We start from the raw sequence: 23,069 nt of genomic DNA, 5'->3' as shown, positions 1-23,069 counted from the left end.
TGCATTCTGGCGTCAACGCGCAGGAAACACCCGCACTGCGCGCGGCACGGCGGTCGCGCCATCACCGACCTGCAGCGACAACGCACGCCATGCATCGCGATCGAGTTCCGCCTCGAGCGCGCCGCCTGCGCGCGCCTCGAGTTCCACACGCACCGAACCGCCGAGCGGGATCACGCGACGCACGTCCACCGCGATGCCGTCGCGGTGCCCTTCGCCCACCGGCCAGAGCTGCAGGTCGTGCGGCCGCACGTATGCATTCGCGGGGCCCGCGAAATCGGCGTCGACCTCGATCGGCGCGGCCGCGCCCTCGGCCACGAAGCCGCGCCCGGCGACCGTGCCCGGCAGCCGGTTGGCCGCGCCCAGGAACTCGTAGACGAACGCGCTCTGCGGATGATCGTAGACGTCCTGCGGGCTGCCGACCTGCTCGACGTGGCCGCGGTTCAGCACGACGATGCGATCCGCGACTTCCAGCGCCTCCTCCTGGTCGTGCGTGACGAAGATCGTCGAGATGTGCAGGTCGTCGTGCAGGCGCCGCAGCCAGCCGCGCAGTTCCTTGCGAACCTTCGCATCGAGCGCGCCGAACGGCTCGTCGAGCAGCAGCACCTTCGGCTCGACCGCGAGTGCGCGGGCGAGCGCGATGCGCTGGCGCTGGCCGCCCGACAGCTCGGACGGATAGCGCTGCGCGAGCCAGTCGAGCTGCACGAGCTTCAGCAACTCGTGCACCTTGTCGCGGATCGCGCTTTCCGACGGCCGCTCGCGGCGCGGCTTCACGCGCAACCCGAACGCGACGTTCTCGAAGACCGTCATGTGGCGAAACAGTGCGTAGTGCTGGAACACGAAACCGACCTGACGGTCGCGTGCGCCGACCGACTCGACGTCGAGCCCCTGCAGCACGACCTGGCCGGCATCCGCGTGCTCGAGGCCCGCGATCACGCGCAGCAGCGTGGTCTTGCCGCAGCCGGACGGCCCGAGCAGCGCGACCAGTTCGCCGGGCGGGAAGTCGAGCGATACGTTGTCGAGTGCCGTGAAATCGCCGAAGCGCTTCTGAAGGTTACGGACGGTGATACCCATTCTGGTTGCCTCTTTACGATTTCGACGAAACGGCGGCGACGGGGCCGGCATGTGCGGGAGCAACGTCACGCGTGCCGGCCAGTTCGGCGGCAAGGTGGCGCTCGGCGAGCAGCTTCAATGCGAGCGTGACAAGCGCGAGCAGCGCCAGCACCGACGCCACCGCGAACGCCGCCGCGAAGTTGTATTCGTTGTACAGGATCTCGACGTGCAGCGGCATCGTGTCGGTCACGCCGCGGATGTGGCCGGATACGACCGACACCGCGCCGAACTCGCCCATCGCGCGCGCGTTGCACAGGATCACGCCGTACAGCAGGCCCCACTTCACGTTCGGCAGCGTCACGCGGCGAAAGATCTGCCAGCCCGATGCACCGAGCACGCGCGCGGCTTCTTCCTCGTCGGTGCCTTGCGCCTGCATCAGCGGAATCAGTTCGCGCGCGACGAACGGGAACGTGACGAAGATCGTCGCGAGCACAATGCCCGGCACCGCGAAGATGATCTGCACGTCGTGCGCCTGCAGCCATGGCCCGAGCCAGCCCTGCGCGCCGAACAGCAGCACGTACACGAGGCCCGAGATCACCGGCGACACCGAGAACGGCAGGTCGATCAGCGTCGTCAGCAGCGCCTTGCCGCGGAATTCGAATTTCGCGATCGCCCACGATGCGCACACGCCGAACACGAGGTTCAGCGGCACCGCGATCGCGGCGACGGTCAGCGTCAGCTTGATCGCCGACCACGCATCGGGATCGGCCAGCGATTCGAGATAGAAGCCGACGCCCTTGCGCAGCGCCTCGACGAACACCGCGGCGAGCGGCACGACGAGGAAGAACGCGAGGAACGCCAGCGCGATGCCCGTGAGCAGCCAGCGCACGACGCGCGACTCGCTGACGGGGTCGAGCCGCTTCGCGGCACGCCCTTGCGCGGCCGCAGACGGGGTTTTCAGCACGACGGTGGCCTCCTGGCTCATTGCTGGCCTCCTGCTGCGGTGGCGACGACGGTGGCGGGCGCGGGGCCGCTCGCGCCCTTGCTCGTGCGGCGCTGCAGGTACCACTGCAACGTGTTGATCAGCAGCAGCATCAGGAACGACACGACGAGCATCACGACCGCGAGCGCGGTCGCGCCCGCGTAGTCGTACTGCTCGAGCTTCGTGATGATGAGCAGCGACGTGATCTCTGATTTCATCGGCACGTTGCCGGCGATGAAGATCACCGAGCCGTATTCGCCGAGCGCGCGCGCGAACGCGAGCGCGAACCCGGTAAGAAGCGCCGGCAGCACGGCCGGCAGCACGACGCGGCGGAACGTCAGCCAGCGCGACGCGCCGAGGCACGCGGCGGCCTCTTCCTGCTCGCGCTCGAAATCCTCGAGCACCGGCTGCACCGTGCGCACGACGAACGGCAGCCCGATGAAGGTCAGCGCGACCAGCACGCCGGCCGGCGTGAACGCGATCTTGATGCCGAGCGGCGCGAGATACTGGCCGACCCAGCCGTTGGTCGCGTACACGGCCGCGAGCGAAATGCCGGCAACCGACGTCGGCAGCGCGAACGGCAGGTCGACGATCGCATCGATGAGGCGCTTGAACGGAAACGTGTAGCGCACGAGCACCCACGCGACGAGAAAGCCGAACACGGCATTGATCAGCGCGCCGCCGAGCGCGGCCGAGAACGTCAGCCGGTACGACGCGAGCACGCGCGGCGACGTGACGGCGGTGACGAACTGGTCCCACGACAGCGTCGCGGTCTTCAGGAACGTGGCGGCGAGCGGTATCAGCACCACGAGGCTCAAATAGGCCACCGTGATGCCTAGCGTCACGCCGAAACCGGGCAGCGCGCTCGGCTTGCGAAAGGTGTACGTCGTCATCGGATGCTCTTGCTGGGTCGATGCTGCTCATGGGTCCGACGCAAACGCCGGCGCGATGCATCGCGCCGGCGGGCGGTCGGGGATGCGGCGCGCTGTCGTGGCGCGCCGCTGTCGTTATGGCGTTACTGCGGCTTGTAGATCGAATCGAACACGCCGCCGTCCGCGAAATGCGTCTTCTGCGCATTCGTCCAGCCGCCGAAGGTATCGTCGACCGTGTACAGCTTCAGCTTCGGGAACTGCTTCGTCAGCTCTGCCGGTACGTTCTTCGAACGCGGCCGGTAGTAGTTGCGCGCCGCGATCTCCTGGCCCTGCGGGCTGTACAGGAAGTTCAGGTATGCGTCGGCCAGCTTGCGCGTGCCCTTCTTGTCGACCACCTTGTCGACCACCGCGACGGGCGGCTCGGCCAGGATGCTCACCGACGGCACGACGATCTCGAACTTGTCGGTGCCGAATTCCTTGACCGACAGGAATGCCTCGTTTTCCCATGCGATCAGCACGTCGCCGATCCCGCGCTGCACGAAGCTCGTGGTCGCGCCGCGCGCGCCCGAATCGAGCACGCCCGCGTTCTTGTAGAGCTTCGTGACGAATTCCTTCGCCGTCTGCTCGTTGCCGCCCGGCTTGTGCACCGCGTACGCCCATGCGGCCAGGTAGTTCCAGCGCGCGCCGCCCGACGTCTTCGGATTCGGTGTGACGATCGAGATGCCCGGCTTGGTCAGGTCGTCCCAGTCCTTGATCCCCTTCGGATTGCCCTTGCGTACCAGGAACACGATCGTCGACGTGTACGGCGACGCGTTGTCGGGCAGGCGCTTCTGCCAGTCCTTGTTGACGAGCCCCTTGTTCGCGAGCGCGTCGATGTCGTACGCAAGCGCCAGCGTGACGACGTCGGCCTGCAAGCCGTCGAGCACCGAGCGCGCCTGCGCGCCCGAACCGCCGTGCGACTGCTTGAAGTTGACGGTCTCGCCCGTCTTCGCCTTCCACTCCTTGCCGAACGCCTGGTTGAAGTCCTGATACAACTCGCGCGTCGGGTCGTACGACACGTTCAGGAAGGTCGTATCGGCCTGGGCGTGCGTCGCGATGCCCAGTGCCGCCGCCGCGCCCAGCGCGAGTGTTGCGATCAGGCGGCCCACTCCGCCCACCAGCCCCGTATTGCGCTTGCCCATCCTTGGTTCTCCAGTGTTGTCGGTATTGCGATGTCGGGCCAGTCTAACGAACGGGTTACATGATTAAAAATAATCGTTCTTCATTTTTTAATACTCAAAAGTGCTAACGCAGACGGGATGGACGGTTGCGGCAGATGAACCGGCGTCCTGGCGTCGCAAAATCACGCCGGAACCGGCGTGATCGCGTCGAACCTCACGTAACACTTGAAATTCCCGAACTACTGTATAAAAATACAGCTCACTGTCTATCCATACAGTTAAGCCATGACCAAACTCACCGCCCGTCAGCAGCAAGTGTTCGACTTGATCCGTCGCGCGATCGAGCGCTCCGGATTCCCGCCCACCCGTGCCGAGATCGCGGCCGAACTGGGCTTCAGCTCGCCGAATGCGGCCGAGGAGCACCTGCGCGCGCTGGCGCGCAAAGGGGTGATCGAGCTGGCCGCCGGCGCGTCGCGCGGCATCCGCCTGCTCGGCATCGAGGATGCCCCGCACCAGTTCACGCTGCCGCACGCCGGCCTGATGCAGCTGTCGCTGCCGCTCGTCGGCCGCGTGGCAGCCGGTAGCCCGATCCTCGCGCAGGAGCACATCTCGCAGCATTACGCGTGCGATCCCGCGCTGTTCTCCAGCAAGCCCGACTACCTGCTGAAAGTACGCGGCCTGTCGATGCGCGATGCCGGCATCCTCGATGGCGACCTCCTCGCCGTGCAGAAGCGCACGGAAGCGAAGGACGGCCAGATCATCGTCGCGCGTCTCGGCGACGACGTCACGGTCAAGCGCCTGATGCGCCGGCCGGGCGGTCTCGAGCTGATCGCGGAGAACCCGGATTACGAAAACATCTTCGTCAAGGCCGGCAGCGCGGAATTCGCGCTGGAAGGCATCGCCGTCGGGCTGATCCGCTCGGGCGAACTCTGACATTCCGTCTCGCTGAGGAGAACATCATGGAACGCCTTGCCCGTCTGCTGCCTTTCCGTCAATTCGGTCGCCTGCGTCACCTGCGCGGCCGCACGCCCTGCGCACCGCTGTCCGCCGCGGCGCCTGTGCAAGAAGAAGTCGCAGTCGAACGGCAGGCGTCCCTGCTGCCGTCGGCGCTCCCCGCTTTCGCGCGGGTATCGCTGAACGCCGGCCTGAATCACGCAGAACCCGCGCGCCGCGCACCTGTGCGCGTTTATCACGGCCGTTCGCGCCTGATCATGGTCGGCACGATCGATGCCGTGTGCCGGATGATCGATCGCTGCATCGCAGAGGAACGATCGGCCACGCCTGGCGGTCTCTGATTGCGGAACATCCCCGCACCGGAGGCAACATGACCGGATCTTCGGGCCGCGCATGGCGGCTCAAGCCCCTGCTGATCGTCGTGCTGGCCGTCGCCATCATCACGGCGATCGGCTATGCCTATGCGTCGCCGTACGTCACGCTCGGTCGCCTGAAATCGGCGATCGATGCGCGCGATGCGCAAGCCATCAGTGAATATGTCGATTTTCCATCGCTGCGCATCAGCCTGAAGCAGCAGGTCACGGAAGAGTTGATGCGCCGGATCGACGCTGTGAAGAAGAACAATCCGTTCGCGGTGATCGGTGCGCTGATCGGGTCTGCGCTGATCGGCCCGCTGGTCGATGCGTATGCGACCCCGGAGGGCGTGGCCGCGCTGATGAGCGGATTGCCGCCGCGTGGCAATCCGGATGAGCGTCCGCCTGAATGGTCCAATCTGCCGCCGGGCAGCAATGCACCGGGCAACACGCCGGGCGTACCGGCGACCAATCCGGCTCCCGCGAACGCAGCGGCTCCGGGCAGCAACGCGGCCGCTACAGCCGCGTCATCGCCGCCCCCGGCCGCTACCGCACCGGCCAGCCCGGTCGATGCACCGCATGCGCCGCACCAGCAGCAAACCGGTGCTGGCTACCGGAATATCGACGAATTCGTCGTGACCTACCAGCGCAATGCCGACGGCACGCGCTATGCGGCGATATTCCACCGCTTTGGCCTGTTCTCGTGGAAGTTGTCCGCCATCGACCTGCACGCTTGACAGGCTGCGGTCGGCGCCCGCGCCACTGATGCGGCACGACGCCTGACCGGCGCGGCTTGCCAGTCAGGCGGTCATCGAATCATTGGATCATTTGCCGTTCGCCGTGGCCGCTTCACGCTCGCGCGCGATTTCGGCCTTCTGCTCTTCCGCCGACGAACATGCCACCAGAATGCTGCAGTTCACACGATCGAGCAGTTGCGTATTGCCCGAGCCCATCCACCATCTCGACAGCCCGCTGCGGCACCGGTGGCCGACGACGACGAGGTCGACCTTCAGCTCCGTCGCAAGATTGGCAATTTCGTCGATCGGATAGCCGAACGCGAAATGGCCTTCGGCCTGCACGCCGCGCTCGCGCAGCCAGTTCACCCCTTCCTGCAGGATTTCGCGCGCGGTTTCCTCGAACCGGCCGCACGCGACGTCGGTCAGCAAACCTGCGCTCTGTGCAATGCTCGAGCGCATGTCGACGACCGACAGCAAATGCGTCTCGGCCTTCAGGTCCATCGCGAGATTGGCGCCGCAGCGCAGTGCCTTGCGTCCTTCGAGCGTGCCGTCGTAACACAGCAGAATCTTGTTGTAGCTAGCCATGAAACCTCCCTATCGCAACACCGAGCCTACGCATTCATCATGGTGCGCCGCAATTCAGGACGCAAGGGATGGAAAACGCTGATTCGCCCCGCTCGGCGCGTGCGCGATGATGCGGTGCACGATCGGTGCGCGCATGCATCGCACCGTGCAGGCATGCCCGGAAGAGACGCAGCCGATGCACTAGAATGGCCCGTTCGTACTCCAGCGGGCCATCGGGCGCCGGCGTCGTGCGCTTCGGTCATGGCCGTGTGACACGCAATCGTCCGATCGGTTCGCCAACCGGCCGCGCATCCGGCAGCGGAACGCTTCCGCGCCTGCCTACAACGACAATATGCCCATGTCCGTTGCACCGATCGATTTTCGAAACGTCGAAAAGCGCTATGGCGACAAGCTCGTCGTCAACGGCCTGTCCTTCACCGTACAGGCCGGCGAATGCTACGGCCTGCTCGGGCCGAACGGCGCCGGCAAGACCACCACGCTGAAAATGCTGCTCGGTCTCACGCATCCCGATGCAGGCGCCATTTCGCTCTGCGGCGAACCGGTTCCATCGCGTGCGCGGCATGCGCGGCAGCGCGTCGGGGTCGTCCCGCAGTTCGACAATCTCGACCCCGACTTCACCGTGCGCGAGAACCTGCTGGTCTTCAGCCGCTATTTCGGCATGTCGGCGCAGGCTGCGCGCGCGCTCGTGAAGCCGCTGCTCGAATTCGCGAAGCTCGAGAACAAGGCCGATGCGAAGGTCGGCGAGTTGTCGGGCGGCATGAAGCGCCGCCTGACGCTCGCCCGCGCGCTCGTCAACGATCCCGATGTACTGGTGCTCGACGAGCCGACGACGGGCCTCGATCCGCAGGCGCGTCACCTCATGTGGGAGCGGCTGCGCTCGCTGCTCGCGCGCGGCAAGACGATCCTGATCACCACGCATTTCATGGAAGAAGCCGAACGCCTGTGCGACCGCCTGTGCGTGATCGAGGAAGGCCGCAAGATCGCCGAAGGTGCGCCGCACGCATTGATCGAATCGGAAATTGGCTGCGACGTGATCGAGATTTACGGGCCCGATCCGGCCACGCTGCGCGACGAACTGTCGGCGTTCGCGAAGCACACCGAGATCAGCGGCGAGACGCTGTTCTGCTACGTGAGCGACCCGGAACCGCTGAGTGCGCGACTCAAGGGTCGCACGGGGTTGCGCTATCTGCATCGCCCGGCCAATCTTGAAGATGTGTTCCTGCGGCTCACGGGCCGCGAAATGCAGGACTGATCGATCATGGACGTCCGCAACTATTCCACTGCCGCACCGTCGGCGCCGCCGCGCGTGTCACGCTTCGCGATCGCGATGCCCGCGAACGCGACCAACTGGATCGCCGTCTGGCGGCGCAACTACCTCGTCTGGCGCAAGCTCGCGCTCGCGTCGATGTTCGGCAATCTTGCCGATCCGATGATCTATCTGTTCGGGTTGGGGTTCGGGCTCGGGCTGATGCTCGGCCATGTCGACGGCGTGTCGTATATCGCGTTCCTCGCGGCCGGCACGGTCGGGTCGAGCGTGATGATGTCCGCGAGCTTCGAGTCGATGTATTCGGGTTTCTCGCGAATGCACGTGCAGCGCACGTGGGAAGCGATCATGCATACGCCGCTCGCGCTCGGCGACATCGTGCTCGGCGAGATAGTCTGGGGAGCCAGCAAGGCAATGCTGTCGGGGGCCGCGATCATGCTCGTCGCGGGCGCGCTCGGCTATGCGCAGTTTCCGTCGATGCTCGCGGCGCTGCCCGTGATCGCGCTCGCGGGCCTCGCGTTTGCCAGCATCGCGATGATCGTCACGGCGCTCGCACCGTCCTACGATTTCTTCATGTTCTATCAGACGCTCGTGCTGACGCCGATGCTGCTGCTGTCGGGCGTGTTCTTCCCGACCACGCAGTTGCCGTCGATCGCGCAGCACGCGGCGCAGGCGCTGCCGCTCGCGAATGCCGTCGAGCTGATCCGGCCCGCGATGCTCGGCCGGCCGGCAACCGACGTCGCCTTGCATGTCGCGGTGCTCGCCGGCTACGCGGTCGGCGGATTCCTGCTGTCTGCGTGGCTGTTCCGGCGGCGGATGATGCGCTGACAGCCGGCGCATCGGGCGCCGGCTTCATGCAACGACGTTACTCGTCGTCGTCGCTCCACGGAATCTCAACGTCGGTCAGGAACGCGACGGTTGCGAGCGGGCCACCTTCCTGGCGGCCGAGCTTGCCGTCCGCGCGATGCCATTCGACGCGGAACTGCGTGCCCGGATCGTCGGCGACCAGATAGACCGAGCGCAATTCGTCCGCGTCGGCTTCGTCCACCGGGCCGTCGAACGACACCAGCATCTTCTGCGGCCACAGGCCATTGACGGGATCGTAAATGCGGTCGCCCTGCGGAATGTCGATGCTGGCCTCGACGCCGATCGTTGCGGAGGCCTCGATGATCATCGTGCCGAGTGCGTTCAGCACGGCAGTCGCCCGCGCGGAATTGGCCTGGCGGATCGCGAGATCGCCGCGCGTCAGCGCCTTTTCGAGTCGAGGATGGATCTTCGGTTGGGTCATGCGTTTTCCTGTTTGCTTCTTGTAAATGGCGCCGCACACGTGAAACGGCAGCGCCGGATAAATACGACGATTGCGCCCGACTGGCGCACCGCTTGCGCGCGTCAGAACCCGAGCGCAACCGCGAGCAGGCCGCTCGCGATCCCGAACACGACCACGAGGATCGCGACGATGGCCAGCATGTAAGGCTTGAACGAACGCGCGAGCATCGCGAGCGACGGCACGCTGATCGGCGGCAGCGTCAGCAGCAGCGCGGCAGCCGGGCCGACGCCCATGCCGAGCGACAGCATTGCCTGGATGATCGGCACCTCGCCGGCCGTCGGGATCACGAACAGCATGCCTGCGACCGCGAACGCGACGATCCAGCCGAGATGATTGCCGATGTCCGGGCCGATATGCGGGAACAGCCATGCGCGCGCGGCGCCGAGCAGCAGCACGAGCACGATGTATTCGGGCACGAGCCGCACTGCCATGCGCGCGAGCAGCTTCATCCAGCGGACGAACGGATTGCCGGCCGCGGCCTGCTCGGCCGCCAGCGCGGCGAGCTGCGCATCGTCGATGCCGGCGTCTTCAGGGCGCGCGATCCGGTTCAGCAGATAGCCGATCCCAAACACCATCGCGACGCCGAGCACGAGGCGCAGCGCGCTCCAGTGCCAGCCGAGCACGAAGCCCATGAACACCAGCGCCGCCGGGTTCAGCACCGTGTTGCCGAGCCAGAACGCGACCGCACCGCCCGGCGATGCATGGCGCGCCCGCAGCCCCGCGACGACCGGCGCCGCGCAGCACGTGCACATCATGCCGGGCAGCGACAGCAGGCCGCCCGCGGCAACGCTGCCGAAGCCGGTGCGGCCGAGCACGCGCGCAACCCAGTGCGCAGGCAGCAGCGCCTGCACGGCCGAACCGAGCAGCAGGCCAAGCACCATCGCCTGCCAGATCGCCTTGCCGTACGCCCACGCGTAGTCGAGCGCGGCCTTCAGCGACGGCTCGGGCGCGGCCGCCGACGTGCCCATCAGGATCGACTGGCCGATCGAATGGTGCTCGGCGGCAACGAACGCCTTGTTGTAGTACGGAAACCATTTCACATAGAACAGTCCCGCGACCGCGATCAGCAGGAAGGTCATCCAGCCGAGGGCCGGATTGGGTTGGGTGCGTGTAGTCGTCATCGTGTGGTCGTCGATTGGTTTTGATCGGTTTCGAATGTCGCGCCTGCAGCAAACGCGGCCGATGCGGGTAGCCCGGCCTGCGCGAGCTGGCCCAGCAGCGTGCGCGCCTGATCGCGCCCGTCGGCCGCGTTGGGCCGGAACGTGAACGTCAGCGCCCGGTTCGGCTTGTTGTATGCCGCGCGGTAGGTCCGTGCGTAGGCCGGATCGTAATGCTTGTCGATCAGCTCGGTGAACAGTTCGGCGCGTGCGTTCGCGTCGATCAGCGCCTTCCAGTGCGTCACCTGTTCGCGGCTATGCAGGCCGATCAGCCGATGGAGCTGCGCCTTGAACGCGTCCGGTTCGTCGAACAGGTGCGCGTAATCGTCGAGGAGGAACGCGATGCGCTCGTCGTGCGCCGCGTCGACATGCACCCACGGCCCTGCGTGAAACGCTTCGATCAACGCGATCGGCAACTGCACGAGCCCGATCCTGCGGCTTTCCGATTCGACGAACACCGGCCATGCGGGGTCGAAACATCCAAGTGCTTCGACGAGCCCCGAATCGAACCCTTTCTGCGCCGGCTGCGGCTTGCCCGGCAGCGCGCCGAGCAGCGAACCGCGATGGCACGCGAGCGCTTCGAGATCGAGCGTCTGCGCGCCCACGTCGCGCAGTGCGTTCAGCAGGCGCGTCTTGCCGCAGCCCGTATGGCCGACGAGCGCGATGTAGCGAAAGCGCGTCGGCAGCGAGTCGAGCGTCGCGCACACCGACTGGCGGTACGCCTTGTAGCCGCCGTCGAGCTGGCGCGCCTTCCAGCCGATCAGGTTGAACCAGGTCGTCATCGAGCCCGAGCGCTTGCCGCCGCGCCAGCAGTAGATCAGCGGCCGCCAGTTGCGCGGCCGGTTGGCGAACGTCGTGTCGAGATGGCGTGCGATGTTGCGCGCGACGATCGCCGCGCCGACGCGCGTCGCCTCGTACGGCGATACCTGACGGTACATCGTGCCGACGAGCACGCGTTCCTCGTTACTGAGCACGGGCGCGTTCAGTGCGCCGGGAATATGATCCTCGGCGAACTCGAGCGGCGTGCGCACGTCGATGATCTCGTCGAACTCGCCGGCGCGATCGAGGGTGACAATCAGGTTCTTCAATTTGGCGTCGAACAGGGGCGATGCGGCTCGATGAGCCGCATGGGCAAGGAAGGCGGATTGACGATTATCTCACGGGCCGGCGTCTCGGGCCGCGCGCGGCAGCCGGCGGCGCCGATGCGGCCTGCATCGCATCGATCAGGTGGTCGCGGAACGCGCGAACCGACGCAGGCAGATCGCGCCCCGCCATCGTCTGCACCTGGATGCTGCGTTCGCGCAGCTGCGGGTTCGTCACGGGCACGACGACGAAGCCGTCCGCGGCGCAGCGGTCGCGCACCGACAGCAGCCCCGTGAACATCACCGCGCCCGTGCACCGCGCGTAGCCGTACATCGCCGCCGTGTTGTTGCTCGTCAGTTCGGGGTCGAGCAGCAGCCCGTCGAGCGCGCACGCGATGTCGATCAGCTGGCGCACCGTCGTGCCGGCCTCGGGCAGCACGTGCGGGTGACGCGCGACATCGGCAAGCGACACCGCGTCGCACGTCGCGAGCGGATGGTCGTGCCGCACCAGCGCGAAGATCGGCGCGCGCTCGGTATGCTCGACGCGCACGCCCTTCTCCGGCGCGAGGCTGAAGCTCAATGCGATGTCCACATCGCCGTCGCGCACGCGCCGCGTCGCATCCGCCGGCGACACCACCCACACGGAGAAATCGACCCCCGGATGGCGCGCCTTGAAGCGCGCGAGCGTACCGGGCAGGAAGTCGATCGCGAACCCTTCCGAGCACGCGATCTTCAGTAGGCTGCCGTGCAGCGCGTCGAGGCCGCCGATGTCCTTCATCACGTGCTCGGCCTCCAGCAGGCTGCGCTGCGCGAACGCCAGGAGCCGCTCGCCGGCCTCCGACAGCGCCATCCCGCGCGGCCGGCGCTCGAACAGCGGTGCGCCGAGCTCGCTCTCGAGTTTCGCGATCTGGCGGCTGATCGCCGACACCGCCACGTGCAGCCGCGCGGACGCGTCGCTGATCGAGCCGGTGCGCGCCACTTCGACGAAATACCGCAACGCCAGGCCATGCAGGAAAGCCGCCATCGTTCTGTCTCCGCCCGGCTGCCGGCCGCGCTGCTTTGCCTTTTCGGCAAAGAAAGGTTCGAAATTCGATCATTGTGACAAAAAAAACGGCTTTCTAGAATCGATCGCACTTCACGCTGCACGCCCGATCCGCCGCGTGCAGCGAACCCGACACAGGAGACACGACTTGAGCCGTACCGCCGCCATCCAGCACGCGCTGAACCAGTTCGAATCCGGTGCGTTCTTCACGACCCTGAGCCGCCGCGTCGGCCTGCGCACCGAAAGCCAGGAAAGCGGCAGCGGTGCCGCGCTGCGCGCCTACCTGACCGACGAGATCGCGCCCGAGGCTGCGCGCCTCGGCTTCACGTCGCGGATCGTCGACAATCCTGTCGACGGCGGCGGCCCGTTCCTGCTCGCATCGCGCCACGAAGACGATGCGCTGCCGACCGTGCTGATCTACGGCCACGGCGACGTCGTGCGCGGCTACGACGCACAGTGGCGCGCGCCGCTGTCGCCGTGGACCCTGACCGCCGACGGCGACCGCTGGTACGGCCGCGGCAGCGCCGACAACAAGGGCCAGCACACGATCAACCTGGCCGCGCTCGCCAGCGTGCTCGACGCGCGCGGCGGCCGGCTCGGCTTCAACGCGAAGCTGCTGATCGAAATGGGTGAGGAAACGGGGTCACCGGGCCTCGACGCACTGTGCCGCCAGGAGCGCGACGCACTCGCGGCCGACGTGCTGATCGCGTCCGACGGCCCGCGCATCGCCGCCGCACGCCCCACGGTATTCCTCGGCTCGCGCGGCTCGGTCAATTTCAAGCTGAGCCTGCGCGCCCGCGACGGCGCGCATCACTCCGGCAACTGGGGCGGGCTGCTGCGCAATCCGGCGATCGTGCTCGCGCATGCGCTCGCGAGCCTCGTCGACGCGCGCGGCGCGATTCGCGTCGCAGGGCTGCGTCCGCCGCCGATCCCGGCCGCCGTGCGCGATGCGCTCGCCGATCTCTCTGTCGGCGGCGGCCCCGGCGATCCGGCGCTCGACGCCGACTGGGGCGAGCCCGGCCTCACCGCGGCCGAGCGCGTATTCGGCTGGAACACGTTCGAGATCCTCGCGTTCAAGGCCGGCAATCCCGAGCATCCCGTCAATGCGATCCCACCCGCCGCGTATGCGCACTGCCAGTTGCGCTTCGTCGTCGGCACCGACTGGGAAGCGCTGCATGCGCATCTGCGCACGCACCTCGATGCGCACGGCTTTGCCGACATCGAGATCGACGTCGAGCGCGGCGCACCGGCGACGCGCGTGCCGCCGGACGATCCGTGGGTCCGCTGGGCCGTCGCGTCGCTGGCCCGGACCACCGGCAAGAAGCCCGCGATCCTGCCGAATCTCGGCGGCACGCTGCCGAACGAAGTATTCGCCGACACGCTCGGGCTGCCGACGCTGTGGGTGCCGCACTCGTACCCGGCGTGCTCGCAGCACGCACCCGACGAGCACCTGCTCGCGAGCGTCGTCAGCGAGGGGCTGCAGATGATGGCCGGCCTCTTCTGGGATCTCGGCGACGACGCACCGACCGTTCGCCGCGCGGCACCCGCCGCGGCCGGCGCCGCCCTGTAACGCGCTTCGCCCCTTTCACGGGACCTGCACACACGATGAATACGACCACCCTGACCTCGCAGGAAGCCGCCCGCCCCAGCGCCGCGAAGATCCGGCGCATCATCTTCGCGGCGTCGATCGGCAACGCACTCGAATGGTTCGACCTGATCGTCTACGGCTTCTTCGCGGTGACGATCGCCAAGCTGTTCTTCCCCGCCACGAGCGAAGCGACGTCGCTGATGCTCACGCTCGGCACGTTCGGGCTGTCCTACCTGATCCGGCCGATCGGCGGCTTCGTGCTCGGCGCATACGCAGATCGCGCGGGCCGCAAGGCATCGCTGCTGCTGTCGATCGCGATGATGATGGCCGGTACGCTGCTGATCGCGCTGATGCCGACCTACGCATCGATCGGCATTCTCGCGCCGCTCGGGATCATGCTGTCGCGGCTGATGCAGGGCTTTTCCGCCGGCGGCGAATTCGCGAGCTCGACCGCGTTCCTCGTCGAACACGCACCGCAGCGGCGCGGCTTCATGTCGAGCTGGCAGTTCGCGAGCCAGGGCCTCGCGACGCTGCTCGCATCGGGCTTCGGCGCGCTGCTGACATCCACGCTGACGACCGCGCAACTCGAAAGCTGGGGCTGGCGCGTGCCGTTCCTGTTCGGGCTCGCGATCGGCCCGGTCGGGCTGTACATCCGCCGTTACGTCGACGAAGGCGTCGAGTTCAAGACGCAGGCACGCTCGGAAGCGCCCGTGCGCGAACTGTTCGCGGATCAGAAGTTGCGGGTGCTGCTGTCGATCGGCGCGCTCGTGATTTCGACCGCGATCAACTACATGATCCTGTACATGCCGACTTACGCGATCAAGCAGCTCGGGCTGCCTGCGTCGACGGGCTTCGCGGCCACGCTCGCGACGGGCTTCGTACTGACGCTCGTCACGCCGGTCGTCGGCCACCTGTCCGATCGCACCGGGCGGATCCGCATGATGGCGGTCGCGGCTGTCCTGATGCTCGTCACCGTGTACCCGACGTTCGCGTGGCTCACGCGCCACGCATCGTTCGCGACGATGCTTGCCGCACTGGTCTGGATCGGTGCGCTGAAGGCGATGTACTGCGGCGCACTGCCGGCGCTGATGGCCGAGCTGTTCCCGTCGCAGACGCGCGCAACGGGGCTCGCGGTCAGCTACAACACGGGGGTCACGCTGTTCGGCGGCTTCGCGCCGTTCGTCATCACCTGGCTGATCAGCGCGACCGGCAACCGACTGTCGCCGGCGCTCTATCTGATGGGCTGCGCGCTGCTGAGCCTCGCCGCGCTGTTCGTCGCGCGCACACGGCTCAAGATGCGATAACGGAGAAACGACGGCGCAGCGATGCGCCGCCGGTGCGGTCCGTCTCGGCATCGCTGCCGCACGGGCCGTGCGCCGCTTGTTCAGGTCAGGGCGCCGGGTTCGGCTGCAGTTCGTGCAGCGCGTCGATCTCGGCGAGGATCTCGTCGGACAGCTTCACGTCGATGCTGCCGATGTTCTCCTTCAACTGCTCGAGCGACGTCGCACCGACCAGGTTGCTGCGCACGAACGGCCGGCTGTTGACGAACGCCAGCGCGAGCTGCGCGGGCGACAGCCCGTGACGCCGTGCGAGCGCGACATAGCGCGACGTCGCCTCGACGGCCTGCGGCTTGCTGTAACGCTGGAAGCGCTCGAACAACGTAATGCGTGCGCCGGCCGGACGCGCGCCGTTCTCGTACTTGCCGGACAGCCAGCCAAATGCGAGCGGCGAATATGCGAGCAGGCCGACGCCGTCACGATGCGTGAATTCCGACAGCCCGTTCTCGAACGTGCGGTTCAGCAGGCTGTACGGATTCTGGATACTCGCGATGCGCGGCAGCCCGAGCTTCTCGGCTGCGCGCAGGAACTGCGCGACGCCCCACGGCGTTTCGTTCGACACGCCGATCGCCCGCACCTTGCCGGCCTTCACGAATTCAGCGAGCACGCCGAGGGTTTCCTCGATCGGCACCGTATAGGTGTCGTCGACCCACGGATAGGCGGGACGGCCGAATGTCGTCGTGCTGCGGTCGGGCCAGTGCAACTGGTAGAGATCGACGTAGTCGGTCTGCAGGCGCTTGAGGCTGCCGTCGAGCGCTTCGGTCAGGTTCTTGCGGTCGAACTGGTTGCCTTCACCGCGAATATGGCGCGGATTGTGCGGCTGCCGCGCCGGCCCCGCGATCTTCGTCGCGAGCACGATACGCTCACGCTGCGCGCGATGCTGCGCGAGCCAGGTGCCGATGTACTGCTCGGTGCGCCCCTGCGTGTCGGGCTTCGGCGGCACCGGATACATCTCCGCGGCATCGATCAGCGTCACGCCCTGGCCGATCGCGTAGTCGATCTGCTCGTGCGCATCGCGCTCCGAATTCTGCTCGCCCCACGTCATCGTGCCGAGGCCGATCAGGCTGACCTCGATGCCCGAATCGCCGAGTGTGCGGTATTCCATGCTGTTCCTGTCGCGTCAGTGGAAAGCAGAAACGCTATCACATTGAAGCGACCGCTTCAGACGGGCGCCGCGTATGCTTACAGGCGGCCTTCGGCGCCGGCACGGCGATGGTGTTGCCGCCCGCCGTTACTGCGGCCGCTGGATGAAACAGGTCGCCGACGCATGCGCGACGATCTTGTCGTCCGGCGTCTTCAGCGTGCCCTCGGCAACGCCCAGTGAACGCGACAGGTGAATCACGCGCCCTTCCGCAACCAGGTCGACGTCGCGCGGCACGGGCCGCAGCATCTTCACATGCAGGTCGACCGTGCCATAGCCGACGCCCGCATCAAGCATCGAATGCACCGCGCACCCCGTGACCGAATCGAGCACCGTCGCGGCGAACCCGCCGTGCACGCCGCCGAGCGGATTCAGGTGCCGGCCGTCCGCCCGCGCCGAAAACTTCACGTACCCGAGCTCGACATCGAGCGGACGCATCGGGATCGTCTCGGAAATCGACGCGAGCGGCGCGTCGCCCGATACCGCTGCGCGCAGCAGATCGAGACCAGACAGGGAAAGCGGGTTCATCGGGTTGTCTCCGGGTTGAAAGCGCGTCGCCGCGCGAGTAAGTTCCAAATTGGAACTCATTATTGACAACGATGGCGGCCGTTGTCAACGCAGCCCGGCGCGTTGCAACCGAAGGTGGGTTCTATAATCGAACCCACAATTTCGCTGAACCGCCGCAAGAGACTCGACGATGAAATGGGATGACATCGGCACGCTGAACTGTTCGGTCGCGCGCACGCTCGCCGTGCTCGGCGATCGCTGGACCATGCTGATCCTGCGCAACGCGTTCCTCGGCTGCCGCCGTTTCGACGCGTTCCAGACCCAGCTTGGCCTCACGCGCCACGTGCTGGCCGAGCGGCTCGCGCGGCTCGTCGACGAAGGCGTGTTGGCCAAGCGTGCGTATCAGGAGCGCCCGCCGCGTTTCGAATACCGGTTGACGGACAAAGGCCTGGACCTCTACCCGACCCTGCTCGCACTGACGGCATGGGGAGACCGCTGGAAAGACGACGGCCAGGGGCCGCCGGTACAGTTGCGTCACCGTACCTGCGGCCATCTGATGCATGCGGTCACCGTATGCTCGGCGTGCGGCGAGCCGCTCGACGCACGCGACGTGCAGCCGGAGCGCGGCCCCGGATGGATCGCCGCCGAGGCAGCCGGAGCGCCTGCGGCCGAGGATTGACGCATCGCGCACACATGAACGCGGACCCATCACACGGATCGTTCGTTGCGTTCGCGCTGCTGTCGCGGGCCGCGCATCGAGCCAGCTCGGCTGCGCTCGCGCATGGCTTGCACGCCGCTATCGCGCCCACCGCATAAGCATTCGCGCGCCGCAATCCCCTCATCCGCCAATCAACCCGATCGCGCACACGGATCCCGCTCGACGCAACCTTGCGTCACCGCTTCCCCTATCGCCGGTCATCTCGATGCGGCATCCCGTCGTATCCGCACGTGACCGGGCTGCCACGTCTGCGTTACACTCACGGCCCGCTGTCTCGAAATTGTTCGCTGTCCAAGATGTTGTCGCGCAATCGCCTCGCCGCTGCCTGTCTCGCCGCCTCCCTGCTCGCCACACCGTTCGCCGCCTTCGGCAAGACGCAAAGTGAATCGCTGCTCCAGCAGGCGATCGACTTCGTGTCGCGATGGCTGCCGGCCCCCACCCACGAAGCGCCCGCGACACAGGTCGTCGAATCGGCGTTTTCGCCCGACGGCGGTGCCGAGGCGCTCGTGCTCAAAGCGATCGGCGCCGCGCGCAGCTCGATCCGCGTCGCCGCCTATTCGTTCACGTCGCCGCCCGTCACGCGCGCCCTGCTCGCCGCCAAGCGACGCGGCGTGAACGTCGCGGTAGTCGTCGACGACAAGGGCAATCGCGCAAAGAGCAGCAAGCAGGCGTTGAACCTGCTCGTCAACGCCGGTATCCCGACGCGCACGATCGACGCCTATGCGATCCATCACGACAAGTACCTCGTGATCGACGCCGAGCACATCGAAACGGGCTCGTTCAACTACAGCGCGTCGGCGGCCAGCCGCAATTCGGAGAATGTGGTCGTGGTGTGGAACAACCCGCAACTCGCGTCGCGCTATCTCACGCACTGGCAAAGCCGCTTCGACCAGGGCACGCCGTACCGCTCCAGCTACTGACGCACACTGACGCCTGACGCTCGCCTCCCGTGTTCGATCCACCGTGTTGCAGATGATCGGCGAGCGGGGCGCGACGTTCAATTCGGCCGAATGGCCAGCGCGCCGCCTCGCCTGTCGAACGATCCACGCGACACTCTGCCGGGCTCAATGGATTTCGGGCATCCGTCCGGACGCGGCACGAGCCTGTGCCGTCGGCACACAGCGATTCGCGCGCGCGCCCACGCCGCTTGCCGAAGACGTCGACAAGCCGCTGGCGCCGCCCGGCAGCACGGTGCTCACGCATGCCATGCCGAATGCCAGCGTGTTCTGAACCATCGGATAAAGAAGATACAGCGCAAACGCGAGATAGCCCGCGTACAGAAATCGAACCATGGTGTGATGGGAGGCGATAAACGATTGGACTCGTCCTGTTTACGGCACTGTGCCGGGCACCTTGAGGCATCGCGTCTCCGATTGCGTATCGGGACGAAACGCAGGCTCACGGCGCCTGCTTCTCACTGCATCTGCATCTGCATCGATCCGGGCCGGGCCTAAACCGGCCGTCGCCGGACTGGCGGCTTGGCGATGCGTCGAACAATGCGCGATACTGTCCGACATACGATCCCGTGACCGGCGTCGCAGCCGGGACAAGAGACAACGCCCATGCAAATCGCACCGAAACCTGCCGACGAGGCGGCCCGGCTCGATACGCTTCATGCGCTCTCGATCCTCGACACGCCGCCTGAAGAGCGTTTCGATCGCCTGACGCGCCTTGCACGCAGGCTGTTCGACGTACCGATCGCACTCGTCAGCCTCGTCGACGACGATCGCCAGTGGTTCAAGAGTCATGCGGGCCTCGACGCCACGCAGACGTCTCGCGACGTATCGTTCTGCGCTCACGCACTGCTCGCGGGCGATACGATGGTGATTCAGGACGCATTGAACGACAACCGCTTCCACGACAACCCGCTCGTCACCGGCGCGCCCGGCATCCGCTTCTACGCCGGCCGGCCGCTCGCCGCGCCAAACGGCGCACCCATCGGCACCCTGTGCCTGATCGACACGCGGCCGCGCTCGCTCGAACCCGACGAACTCGCGCTGCTCGGCGATCTCGCCCACATGACCGAGCGCGAGATTGCCGCGCTGCATTTCGCGACCACCGACGAGCTCACCCAGCTGACGAACCGGCGCGGCTTCGAGATCCTGGCCCGCCACGTGCTGAGCCTGTGCGATCGCGTCAGCCGTCACGCGGTACTGCTGTTCTTCGACCTGAACGAATTCAAGTCGATCAACGACCGCTTCGGCCATGCCGAAGGTGACCGCGCGCTCAAGGCATTTGCCGATACGCTGACGGGCACGCTGCGCGACAGCGACGTGATCGCACGGCTTGGCGGCGACGAATTCGTCGTACTGCTGAGCGCCACCGATCCGGCCGACGTCGCCGAGCCGGTCAAACGCGTGACGCAGGCGCTCGCGCTGCGCAACGCGGCCGACGCACGCGGCTACGAAATCCGGTTCAGCGTCGGGCACGTCGACTACGATCCCGCACACCATCAGGACGTGGCCGACCTGCTCGCATCGGCCGATCAACGGATGTACGAAGACAAGCAGCGCGGCAAGACGGCCGGCGCATAAGCGCGCGGGCGCATGCCGCCGCCCGGCCGTTCAGCTGCGGTGATTGAGTGGCTGCGTCAGCTTCCGCACGGCGGCGCGGACGCCATGGCCTCCGCGATCTGCTCGGGCGTCAGGTCGCGCTGGTGCGTCGCGAGCGACCAGCGGTGCCCGAACGGATCCTCGACCTGTCCGTAGCGATCCCCCCAGAACATGTCGGCAGCCGGAATCGTGACCGTCGCGCCGGCCGCGACCGCCTTCGCGATCGCTGCGTCGGTGTCCGGCACGTACAGGTGCAGGCAGACCGGCGTGCCTTTCAGTGCCTTCGGCCCGAGCGCGCCATGATCGGGCATTTCATCCACCAGCATCAGTGTCGAATCGCCAATCACGAGGCACGCGTGCGCGAGCCGGCCGTCGGGCATCGCCAGGCGAAACTGTTCGCTCGCATTGAACGCGCGCTTGTAGAAGTCGATGGCTGCTGCTGCGCCGGCGCAGATCAGGTGCGGCGTCAGCGTGCGCATCCCTTCCGGGATCGGTTTGACGGACGTGGACATGGGTGACGCTCCTTCGGTCGGTTGTCGTATCGGAATCGGGACGGACGCGCGATGCGCACGCCTCCGATGCTACGACGGACGATCCCGGCGGAAATCGACACGCTGCCAGACTTTTTTTGTTTTCTCGAGTATCGGGGCGCGCAGGTTCCCCGCATCGGGCATCATCGGCCCGTTCGGTCGGCTTCGTTGTCCGGCACGCCGAACTGCCGGCGGCATGCCTCCAGCAAACCGGCCACCTCGTCGAGCGGAAGATCGGCAAACCGGGCGATCGGCAGCATCACGCCACCCGGCACCCTGGTGCGCGACGAATGCGCCGAGAACTGGTAGCCGATGTAACGATTACCGGCGACGCTGATCATCCGGAATTCGGTGACGTCACGCCACGGCGTGACGGGTTGTTCACGTACGGCCCCGATCAACCTGAAGCCTGTCTCGTCGACTTGCAACGCCATCCTGCGCCGCGACGAGACGAAGAAGGCGCCACCCGCCAGCGCCAGCAACGCGGCCAGCGCCGCCACCGGCCAGAGCGCCGGAGCGGCCGCATAACCGCACAGCATCGCCGCGGCCAGCACCGCGCACACGATCGCCCTTCGTTTCAGGCTCCGGCTGTCGACCGCCAGCGTCACCGGCAACTGGCCGGCGATCGTTCCCGCAACGGGATCGGCGCGCCAGCCGGAATCGGTGGTTTCACGTTCGTCGTTCATCGCCCGATCGTTCACATCGACGGGACCTGGGGCATCGTGGTCGGACACCCTATCGACGCGCCGGGACGAGCGGCTTGTCGACGGGAATGGGTCGCGATCGAGGAAGGTGCGCATCCACGCGCGACCACACGCTTTCGTCCGCGGGGAATGGGTAGCCCTCTATCGGCATCGGTCATTTTCAGTTGCACACCATTACGGTGCCGTTGGTCGTGCATTGACCGGTGGCCCAGTGACTCTGCCCGGCCAGATGTGGCGCCAGGCCGATGCCGCGGATCGGCGCGGCCGGCGACGATACCGGAACGGCCACGGCTGCCGACGCGGTGTCGGGCGACGGCAGCAGAGGCGGCTCGGACGCGGCCTGGCAAGCCGACAGCGCCAGACATAGTGCGGATGCGAACGGGGCGATGAGCGATCTGGACATGATCTCGTACGCGTATGCGATATTCGCCTCCGGTAACGGCTCGCTGAAGATCGCGTGGCCCGTCAACCCGTTCAGCGCAACCGGCAATGCAGTATGTAACGGTCATCCAATACTACGCCTCGCGATCAGCGTCGTGCGAGCGGCCGTTCGGCCAGGTGCCGCCATCCATGCGGCGGCACCCGCCATCGCCGACGCGTGCCGCGCCGGTCAGATTTGCGGCAGATCGCGCAACGTGCGCGACTCGCTCGTGGCATCGATGTCGAGCTCGATACCTTCCGACGCATCGCGATACAGCACGCGTTTCAGCCTGGGCCCGATCGCGGTAGCGTCCGATGCCGAGAAGATTGCGCGGACATCGTTGCCGGACGCGAGCGCGCGCGCCACGTCCGCCACCGGCGCCTCGCTCGGCGTCGCCGCCCATGACCGGTCGGCCGGATTCACAGCCGCCCAGCGCACATGCGTCACGCGCGCGCTGAGCGGATCGATTCGCACACCATTCACCGCAAACATCGACATCGGCATCTCCTTCGAATTTTTTTGCGGCCCGCCGTGCCGATGCACGGTCACGGGCGGCCCCAGATCTCGCAGACGTTTCCCGCCGGGTCCGCCACGGAAATCGCGACCGTGCCGTCGCCGTAGTCCCACTGGTTCAGGATGCTGGCATGGCACGATTCAAGTCGCGCGACAGCTTCCGACACATGCGCCACTTCGATGGCCAGCGCAATGCCATGGCCGGTCGGACGAAACTCCGGATACGGAAACTCACCGCCGCTGCCCGCATAAACGGTCAGCGTCGCCCCGTCCGCGACAAAGCGATGCCACGGATTCCCCGCAGCCGACACGCCTTCGGAATGCACGGGCAGCGCGAGCGCCGAACGGTAGAAATCAACCACCGCTCGAAAGCGATCCTCTTCGACCGGCACCAGGATGCCCAGGCTCGCGATCATGTGCGCTTCTCCGGCCAACGCGATTTTCGATGATACATTGGGACGCTTTACAACCGTCAACAGACAATCGTGCACGG

Annotated in this window: 27 protein-coding genes; 10 read left to right on the top strand and 17 right to left on the bottom strand. The window is 66.7% G+C overall.

Annotated features, from left to right (window positions below):
- Positions 1-12 precede the first annotated feature (12 nt).
- The 4 genes from B7G54_RS10100 to B7G54_RS10085 form a co-directional block, all read right to left on the bottom strand.
- A complete protein-coding gene (locus B7G54_RS10100; RefSeq protein WP_085038968.1) occupies positions 13-1,071 on the bottom strand; it encodes a sulfate/molybdate ABC transporter ATP-binding protein in 1,059 nt (352 codons plus the stop codon).
- A gap of 13 nt (positions 1,072-1,084) precedes the next feature.
- Complete coding sequence (gene cysW / locus B7G54_RS10095; protein WP_085038967.1) at positions 1,085-2,035, bottom strand: sulfate ABC transporter permease subunit CysW; 951 nt, start codon at positions 2,033-2,035, stop codon at positions 1,085-1,087.
- Complete coding sequence (cysT, locus tag B7G54_RS10090; protein WP_085038966.1) at positions 2,032-2,925, bottom strand: sulfate ABC transporter permease subunit CysT; 894 nt, start codon at positions 2,923-2,925, stop codon at positions 2,032-2,034. The genes cysW and cysT overlap by 4 nt, the downstream gene beginning before the upstream one ends.
- Positions 2,926-3,047: 122 nt before the next feature.
- Positions 3,048-4,085, bottom strand: coding sequence for a sulfate ABC transporter substrate-binding protein (locus B7G54_RS10085; protein WP_085038965.1), 1,038 nt, complete (start codon positions 4,083-4,085; stop codon positions 3,048-3,050).
- A 264-nt stretch (positions 4,086-4,349) separates the two neighbouring features.
- Here B7G54_RS10085 and lexA point away from each other — a divergent pair, with 264 nt between their 5' ends.
- The 3 genes from lexA to B7G54_RS10065 are packed head-to-tail and all read left to right on the top strand — an operon-like array spanning position 4,350 to position 6,108.
- Positions 4,350-4,997, top strand: a complete 648-nt coding sequence (lexA, locus tag B7G54_RS10075; RefSeq protein ID WP_065500118.1) for a transcriptional repressor LexA — start codon at positions 4,350-4,352, stop codon at positions 4,995-4,997.
- Between the two features lie 26 nt (positions 4,998-5,023).
- Complete coding sequence (locus B7G54_RS10070) at positions 5,024-5,359, top strand: hypothetical protein (RefSeq protein ID WP_006476078.1); 336 nt, start codon at positions 5,024-5,026, stop codon at positions 5,357-5,359.
- 29 nt (positions 5,360-5,388) lie between these two features.
- Positions 5,389-6,108, top strand: a complete 720-nt coding sequence (locus tag B7G54_RS10065; RefSeq protein ID WP_085038964.1) for a DUF2939 domain-containing protein — start codon at positions 5,389-5,391, stop codon at positions 6,106-6,108.
- An 87-nt stretch (positions 6,109-6,195) separates the two neighbouring features.
- Here the strand turns inward: B7G54_RS10065 and B7G54_RS10060 are convergent, their stop codons facing one another.
- Positions 6,196-6,693 (bottom strand): universal stress protein, encoded by a 498-nt coding sequence (locus B7G54_RS10060; RefSeq protein WP_069256597.1) that lies wholly within the window; start codon positions 6,691-6,693, stop codon positions 6,196-6,198.
- Positions 6,694-7,030: 337 nt separating this feature from the next.
- Between B7G54_RS10060 and nodI the strand changes: the two genes are divergently transcribed.
- Together nodI and B7G54_RS10045 are read left to right on the top strand one after the other, a co-directional pair.
- The gene (gene nodI, locus B7G54_RS10050) at positions 7,031-7,945 is read left to right on the top strand and encodes a nodulation factor ABC transporter ATP-binding protein NodI (protein WP_085038962.1); all 915 of its coding nucleotides are present in this window, start codon (positions 7,031-7,033) and stop codon (positions 7,943-7,945) included.
- A 6-nt stretch (positions 7,946-7,951) separates the two neighbouring features.
- The gene (locus B7G54_RS10045; protein WP_085038961.1) at positions 7,952-8,785 is read left to right on the top strand and encodes an ABC transporter permease; all 834 of its coding nucleotides are present in this window, start codon (positions 7,952-7,954) and stop codon (positions 8,783-8,785) included.
- A 37-nt stretch (positions 8,786-8,822) separates the two neighbouring features.
- Here B7G54_RS10045 and B7G54_RS10040 read toward each other — a convergent pair whose 3' ends face one another.
- From B7G54_RS10040 to B7G54_RS10025, 4 genes are all read right to left on the bottom strand, one after another.
- The gene (locus tag B7G54_RS10040; protein ID WP_085038960.1) at positions 8,823-9,245 is read right to left on the bottom strand and encodes a hypothetical protein; all 423 of its coding nucleotides are present in this window, start codon (positions 9,243-9,245) and stop codon (positions 8,823-8,825) included.
- Between the two features lie 101 nt (positions 9,246-9,346).
- Complete coding sequence (locus B7G54_RS10035) at positions 9,347-10,405, bottom strand: permease (protein ID WP_085038959.1); 1,059 nt, start codon at positions 10,403-10,405, stop codon at positions 9,347-9,349.
- Positions 10,402-11,529, bottom strand: a complete 1,128-nt coding sequence (mnmH, locus tag B7G54_RS10030) for a tRNA 2-selenouridine(34) synthase MnmH (RefSeq protein WP_085038958.1) — start codon at positions 11,527-11,529, stop codon at positions 10,402-10,404. Before mnmH ends, B7G54_RS10035 begins: the two co-directional genes overlap by 4 nt.
- Positions 11,530-11,593: 64 nt before the next feature.
- Positions 11,594-12,547, bottom strand: coding sequence for a LysR family transcriptional regulator (locus B7G54_RS10025; RefSeq protein ID WP_085038957.1), 954 nt, complete (start codon positions 12,545-12,547; stop codon positions 11,594-11,596).
- Positions 12,548-12,713: 166 nt separating this feature from the next.
- Here B7G54_RS10025 and B7G54_RS10020 point away from each other — a divergent pair, with 166 nt between their 5' ends.
- Together B7G54_RS10020 and B7G54_RS10015 are read left to right on the top strand one after the other, a co-directional pair.
- Complete coding sequence (locus B7G54_RS10020; protein WP_085038956.1) at positions 12,714-14,135, top strand: M20 family metallopeptidase; 1,422 nt, start codon at positions 12,714-12,716, stop codon at positions 14,133-14,135.
- Between the two features lie 35 nt (positions 14,136-14,170).
- Complete coding sequence (locus tag B7G54_RS10015; protein WP_085038955.1) at positions 14,171-15,457, top strand: MFS transporter; 1,287 nt, start codon at positions 14,171-14,173, stop codon at positions 15,455-15,457.
- A gap of 85 nt (positions 15,458-15,542) precedes the next feature.
- Here B7G54_RS10015 and B7G54_RS10010 read toward each other — a convergent pair whose 3' ends face one another.
- Both B7G54_RS10010 and B7G54_RS10005 read right to left on the bottom strand, forming a co-directional pair.
- On the bottom strand, positions 15,543-16,595 hold the full coding sequence (locus tag B7G54_RS10010; RefSeq protein WP_085038954.1) for an NADP(H)-dependent aldo-keto reductase: 1,053 nt from the start codon (positions 16,593-16,595) through the stop codon (positions 15,543-15,545).
- 126 nt (positions 16,596-16,721) lie between these two features.
- Entirely contained in the window at positions 16,722-17,159 is a 438-nt protein-coding gene (locus B7G54_RS10005; RefSeq protein ID WP_034186970.1) for a PaaI family thioesterase, read from the bottom strand.
- 169 nt (positions 17,160-17,328) lie between these two features.
- Between B7G54_RS10005 and B7G54_RS10000 the strand changes: the two genes are divergently transcribed.
- Both B7G54_RS10000 and B7G54_RS09995 read left to right on the top strand, forming a co-directional pair.
- Positions 17,329-17,817, top strand: coding sequence for a winged helix-turn-helix transcriptional regulator (locus tag B7G54_RS10000; RefSeq protein WP_085038953.1), 489 nt, complete (start codon positions 17,329-17,331; stop codon positions 17,815-17,817).
- Between the two features lie 335 nt (positions 17,818-18,152).
- Entirely contained in the window at positions 18,153-18,776 is a 624-nt protein-coding gene (locus tag B7G54_RS09995) for a phospholipase D family nuclease (RefSeq protein ID WP_085038952.1), read from the top strand.
- 144 nt (positions 18,777-18,920) lie between these two features.
- Here the strand turns inward: B7G54_RS09995 and B7G54_RS39645 are convergent, their stop codons facing one another.
- Complete coding sequence (locus tag B7G54_RS39645; protein WP_085038951.1) at positions 18,921-19,148, bottom strand: hypothetical protein; 228 nt, start codon at positions 19,146-19,148, stop codon at positions 18,921-18,923.
- Between the two features lie 270 nt (positions 19,149-19,418).
- On the opposite strand from B7G54_RS39645, the gene B7G54_RS09985 reads away from it, so the two are divergent.
- Positions 19,419-20,390, top strand: coding sequence for a GGDEF domain-containing protein (locus B7G54_RS09985; protein WP_085038950.1), 972 nt, complete (start codon positions 19,419-19,421; stop codon positions 20,388-20,390).
- A gap of 56 nt (positions 20,391-20,446) precedes the next feature.
- On the opposite strand, the gene B7G54_RS09980 is transcribed toward B7G54_RS09985, so the two are convergent.
- The 5 genes from B7G54_RS09980 to B7G54_RS09960 all read right to left on the bottom strand — a co-directional run bounded on the left by B7G54_RS09980 (position 20,447) and on the right by B7G54_RS09960 (position 22,992).
- A complete protein-coding gene (locus tag B7G54_RS09980; protein ID WP_085038949.1) occupies positions 20,447-20,920 on the bottom strand; it encodes a VOC family protein in 474 nt (157 codons plus the stop codon).
- A gap of 161 nt (positions 20,921-21,081) precedes the next feature.
- On the bottom strand, positions 21,082-21,624 hold the full coding sequence (locus tag B7G54_RS09975; protein ID WP_085038948.1) for an aspartyl-tRNA synthetase: 543 nt from the start codon (positions 21,622-21,624) through the stop codon (positions 21,082-21,084).
- Positions 21,625-21,802: 178 nt separating this feature from the next.
- Positions 21,803-22,045, bottom strand: coding sequence for a hypothetical protein (locus B7G54_RS09970; RefSeq protein WP_085039191.1), 243 nt, complete (start codon positions 22,043-22,045; stop codon positions 21,803-21,805).
- A 207-nt stretch (positions 22,046-22,252) separates the two neighbouring features.
- Positions 22,253-22,561, bottom strand: a complete 309-nt coding sequence (locus tag B7G54_RS09965; protein WP_085039190.1) for a phosphatidylserine/phosphatidylglycerophosphate/cardiolipin synthase — start codon at positions 22,559-22,561, stop codon at positions 22,253-22,255.
- Between the two features lie 47 nt (positions 22,562-22,608).
- On the bottom strand, positions 22,609-22,992 hold the full coding sequence (locus tag B7G54_RS09960) for a VOC family protein (RefSeq protein WP_085038947.1): 384 nt from the start codon (positions 22,990-22,992) through the stop codon (positions 22,609-22,611).
- Positions 22,993-23,069: the final 77 nt, after the last annotated feature.

Source organism: Burkholderia puraquae, from assembly GCF_002099195.1.
Lineage (GTDB): Bacteria > Pseudomonadota > Gammaproteobacteria > Burkholderiales > Burkholderiaceae > Burkholderia > Burkholderia puraquae.
This window is presented reverse-complemented; position numbering and strand designations above follow the sequence as displayed.

Excerpts from the sequence above, each read along its gene's own strand:
- B7G54_RS10100 (WP_085038968.1), bottom strand. The coding sequence starts at position 1,071 with ATGGGTATCACCGTCCGTAACCTTCAGAAGCGCTTCGGCGATTTCACG.
- nodI (WP_085038962.1), top strand. The coding sequence starts at position 7,031 with ATGTCCGTTGCACCGATCGATTTTCGAAACGTCGAAAAGCGCTATGGC.
- B7G54_RS10025 (WP_085038957.1), bottom strand. The coding sequence starts at position 12,547 with ATGGCGGCTTTCCTGCATGGCCTGGCGTTGCGGTATTTCGTCGAAGTG.
- cysW (WP_085038967.1), bottom strand. The coding sequence starts at position 2,035 with ATGAGCCAGGAGGCCACCGTCGTGCTGAAAACCCCGTCTGCGGCCGCG.
- B7G54_RS09980 (WP_085038949.1), bottom strand. The coding sequence starts at position 20,920 with ATGTCCACGTCCGTCAAACCGATCCCGGAAGGGATGCGCACGCTGACG.
- B7G54_RS10040 (WP_085038960.1), bottom strand. The coding sequence starts at position 9,245 with ATGACCCAACCGAAGATCCATCCTCGACTCGAAAAGGCGCTGACGCGC.
- B7G54_RS10085 (WP_085038965.1), bottom strand. The coding sequence starts at position 4,085 with ATGGGCAAGCGCAATACGGGGCTGGTGGGCGGAGTGGGCCGCCTGATC.
- B7G54_RS10010 (WP_085038954.1), bottom strand. The coding sequence starts at position 16,595 with ATGGAATACCGCACACTCGGCGATTCGGGCATCGAGGTCAGCCTGATC.
- B7G54_RS10015 (WP_085038955.1), top strand. The coding sequence starts at position 14,171 with ATGAATACGACCACCCTGACCTCGCAGGAAGCCGCCCGCCCCAGCGCC.
- lexA (WP_065500118.1), top strand. The coding sequence starts at position 4,350 with ATGACCAAACTCACCGCCCGTCAGCAGCAAGTGTTCGACTTGATCCGT.
- B7G54_RS09965 (WP_085039190.1), bottom strand. The coding sequence starts at position 22,561 with ATGTCGATGTTTGCGGTGAATGGTGTGCGAATCGATCCGCTCAGCGCG.
- B7G54_RS39645 (WP_085038951.1), bottom strand. The coding sequence starts at position 19,148 with ATGGTTCGATTTCTGTACGCGGGCTATCTCGCGTTTGCGCTGTATCTT.
- B7G54_RS09970 (WP_085039191.1), bottom strand. The coding sequence starts at position 22,045 with ATGTCCAGATCGCTCATCGCCCCGTTCGCATCCGCACTATGTCTGGCG.
- B7G54_RS10065 (WP_085038964.1), top strand. The coding sequence starts at position 5,389 with ATGACCGGATCTTCGGGCCGCGCATGGCGGCTCAAGCCCCTGCTGATC.
- B7G54_RS09975 (WP_085038948.1), bottom strand. The coding sequence starts at position 21,624 with ATGAACGACGAACGTGAAACCACCGATTCCGGCTGGCGCGCCGATCCC.
- B7G54_RS09995 (WP_085038952.1), top strand. The coding sequence starts at position 18,153 with ATGTTGTCGCGCAATCGCCTCGCCGCTGCCTGTCTCGCCGCCTCCCTG.
- B7G54_RS10000 (WP_085038953.1), top strand. The coding sequence starts at position 17,329 with ATGAAATGGGATGACATCGGCACGCTGAACTGTTCGGTCGCGCGCACG.
- B7G54_RS10070 (WP_006476078.1), top strand. The coding sequence starts at position 5,024 with ATGGAACGCCTTGCCCGTCTGCTGCCTTTCCGTCAATTCGGTCGCCTG.
- B7G54_RS10005 (WP_034186970.1), bottom strand. The coding sequence starts at position 17,159 with ATGAACCCGCTTTCCCTGTCTGGTCTCGATCTGCTGCGCGCAGCGGTA.
- B7G54_RS10060 (WP_069256597.1), bottom strand. The coding sequence starts at position 6,693 with ATGGCTAGCTACAACAAGATTCTGCTGTGTTACGACGGCACGCTCGAA.
- B7G54_RS09960 (WP_085038947.1), bottom strand. The coding sequence starts at position 22,992 with ATGATCGCGAGCCTGGGCATCCTGGTGCCGGTCGAAGAGGATCGCTTT.
- cysT (WP_085038966.1), bottom strand. The coding sequence starts at position 2,925 with ATGACGACGTACACCTTTCGCAAGCCGAGCGCGCTGCCCGGTTTCGGC.
- B7G54_RS09985 (WP_085038950.1), top strand. The coding sequence starts at position 19,419 with ATGCAAATCGCACCGAAACCTGCCGACGAGGCGGCCCGGCTCGATACG.
- B7G54_RS10035 (WP_085038959.1), bottom strand. The coding sequence starts at position 10,405 with ATGACGACTACACGCACCCAACCCAATCCGGCCCTCGGCTGGATGACC.
- B7G54_RS10045 (WP_085038961.1), top strand. The coding sequence starts at position 7,952 with ATGGACGTCCGCAACTATTCCACTGCCGCACCGTCGGCGCCGCCGCGC.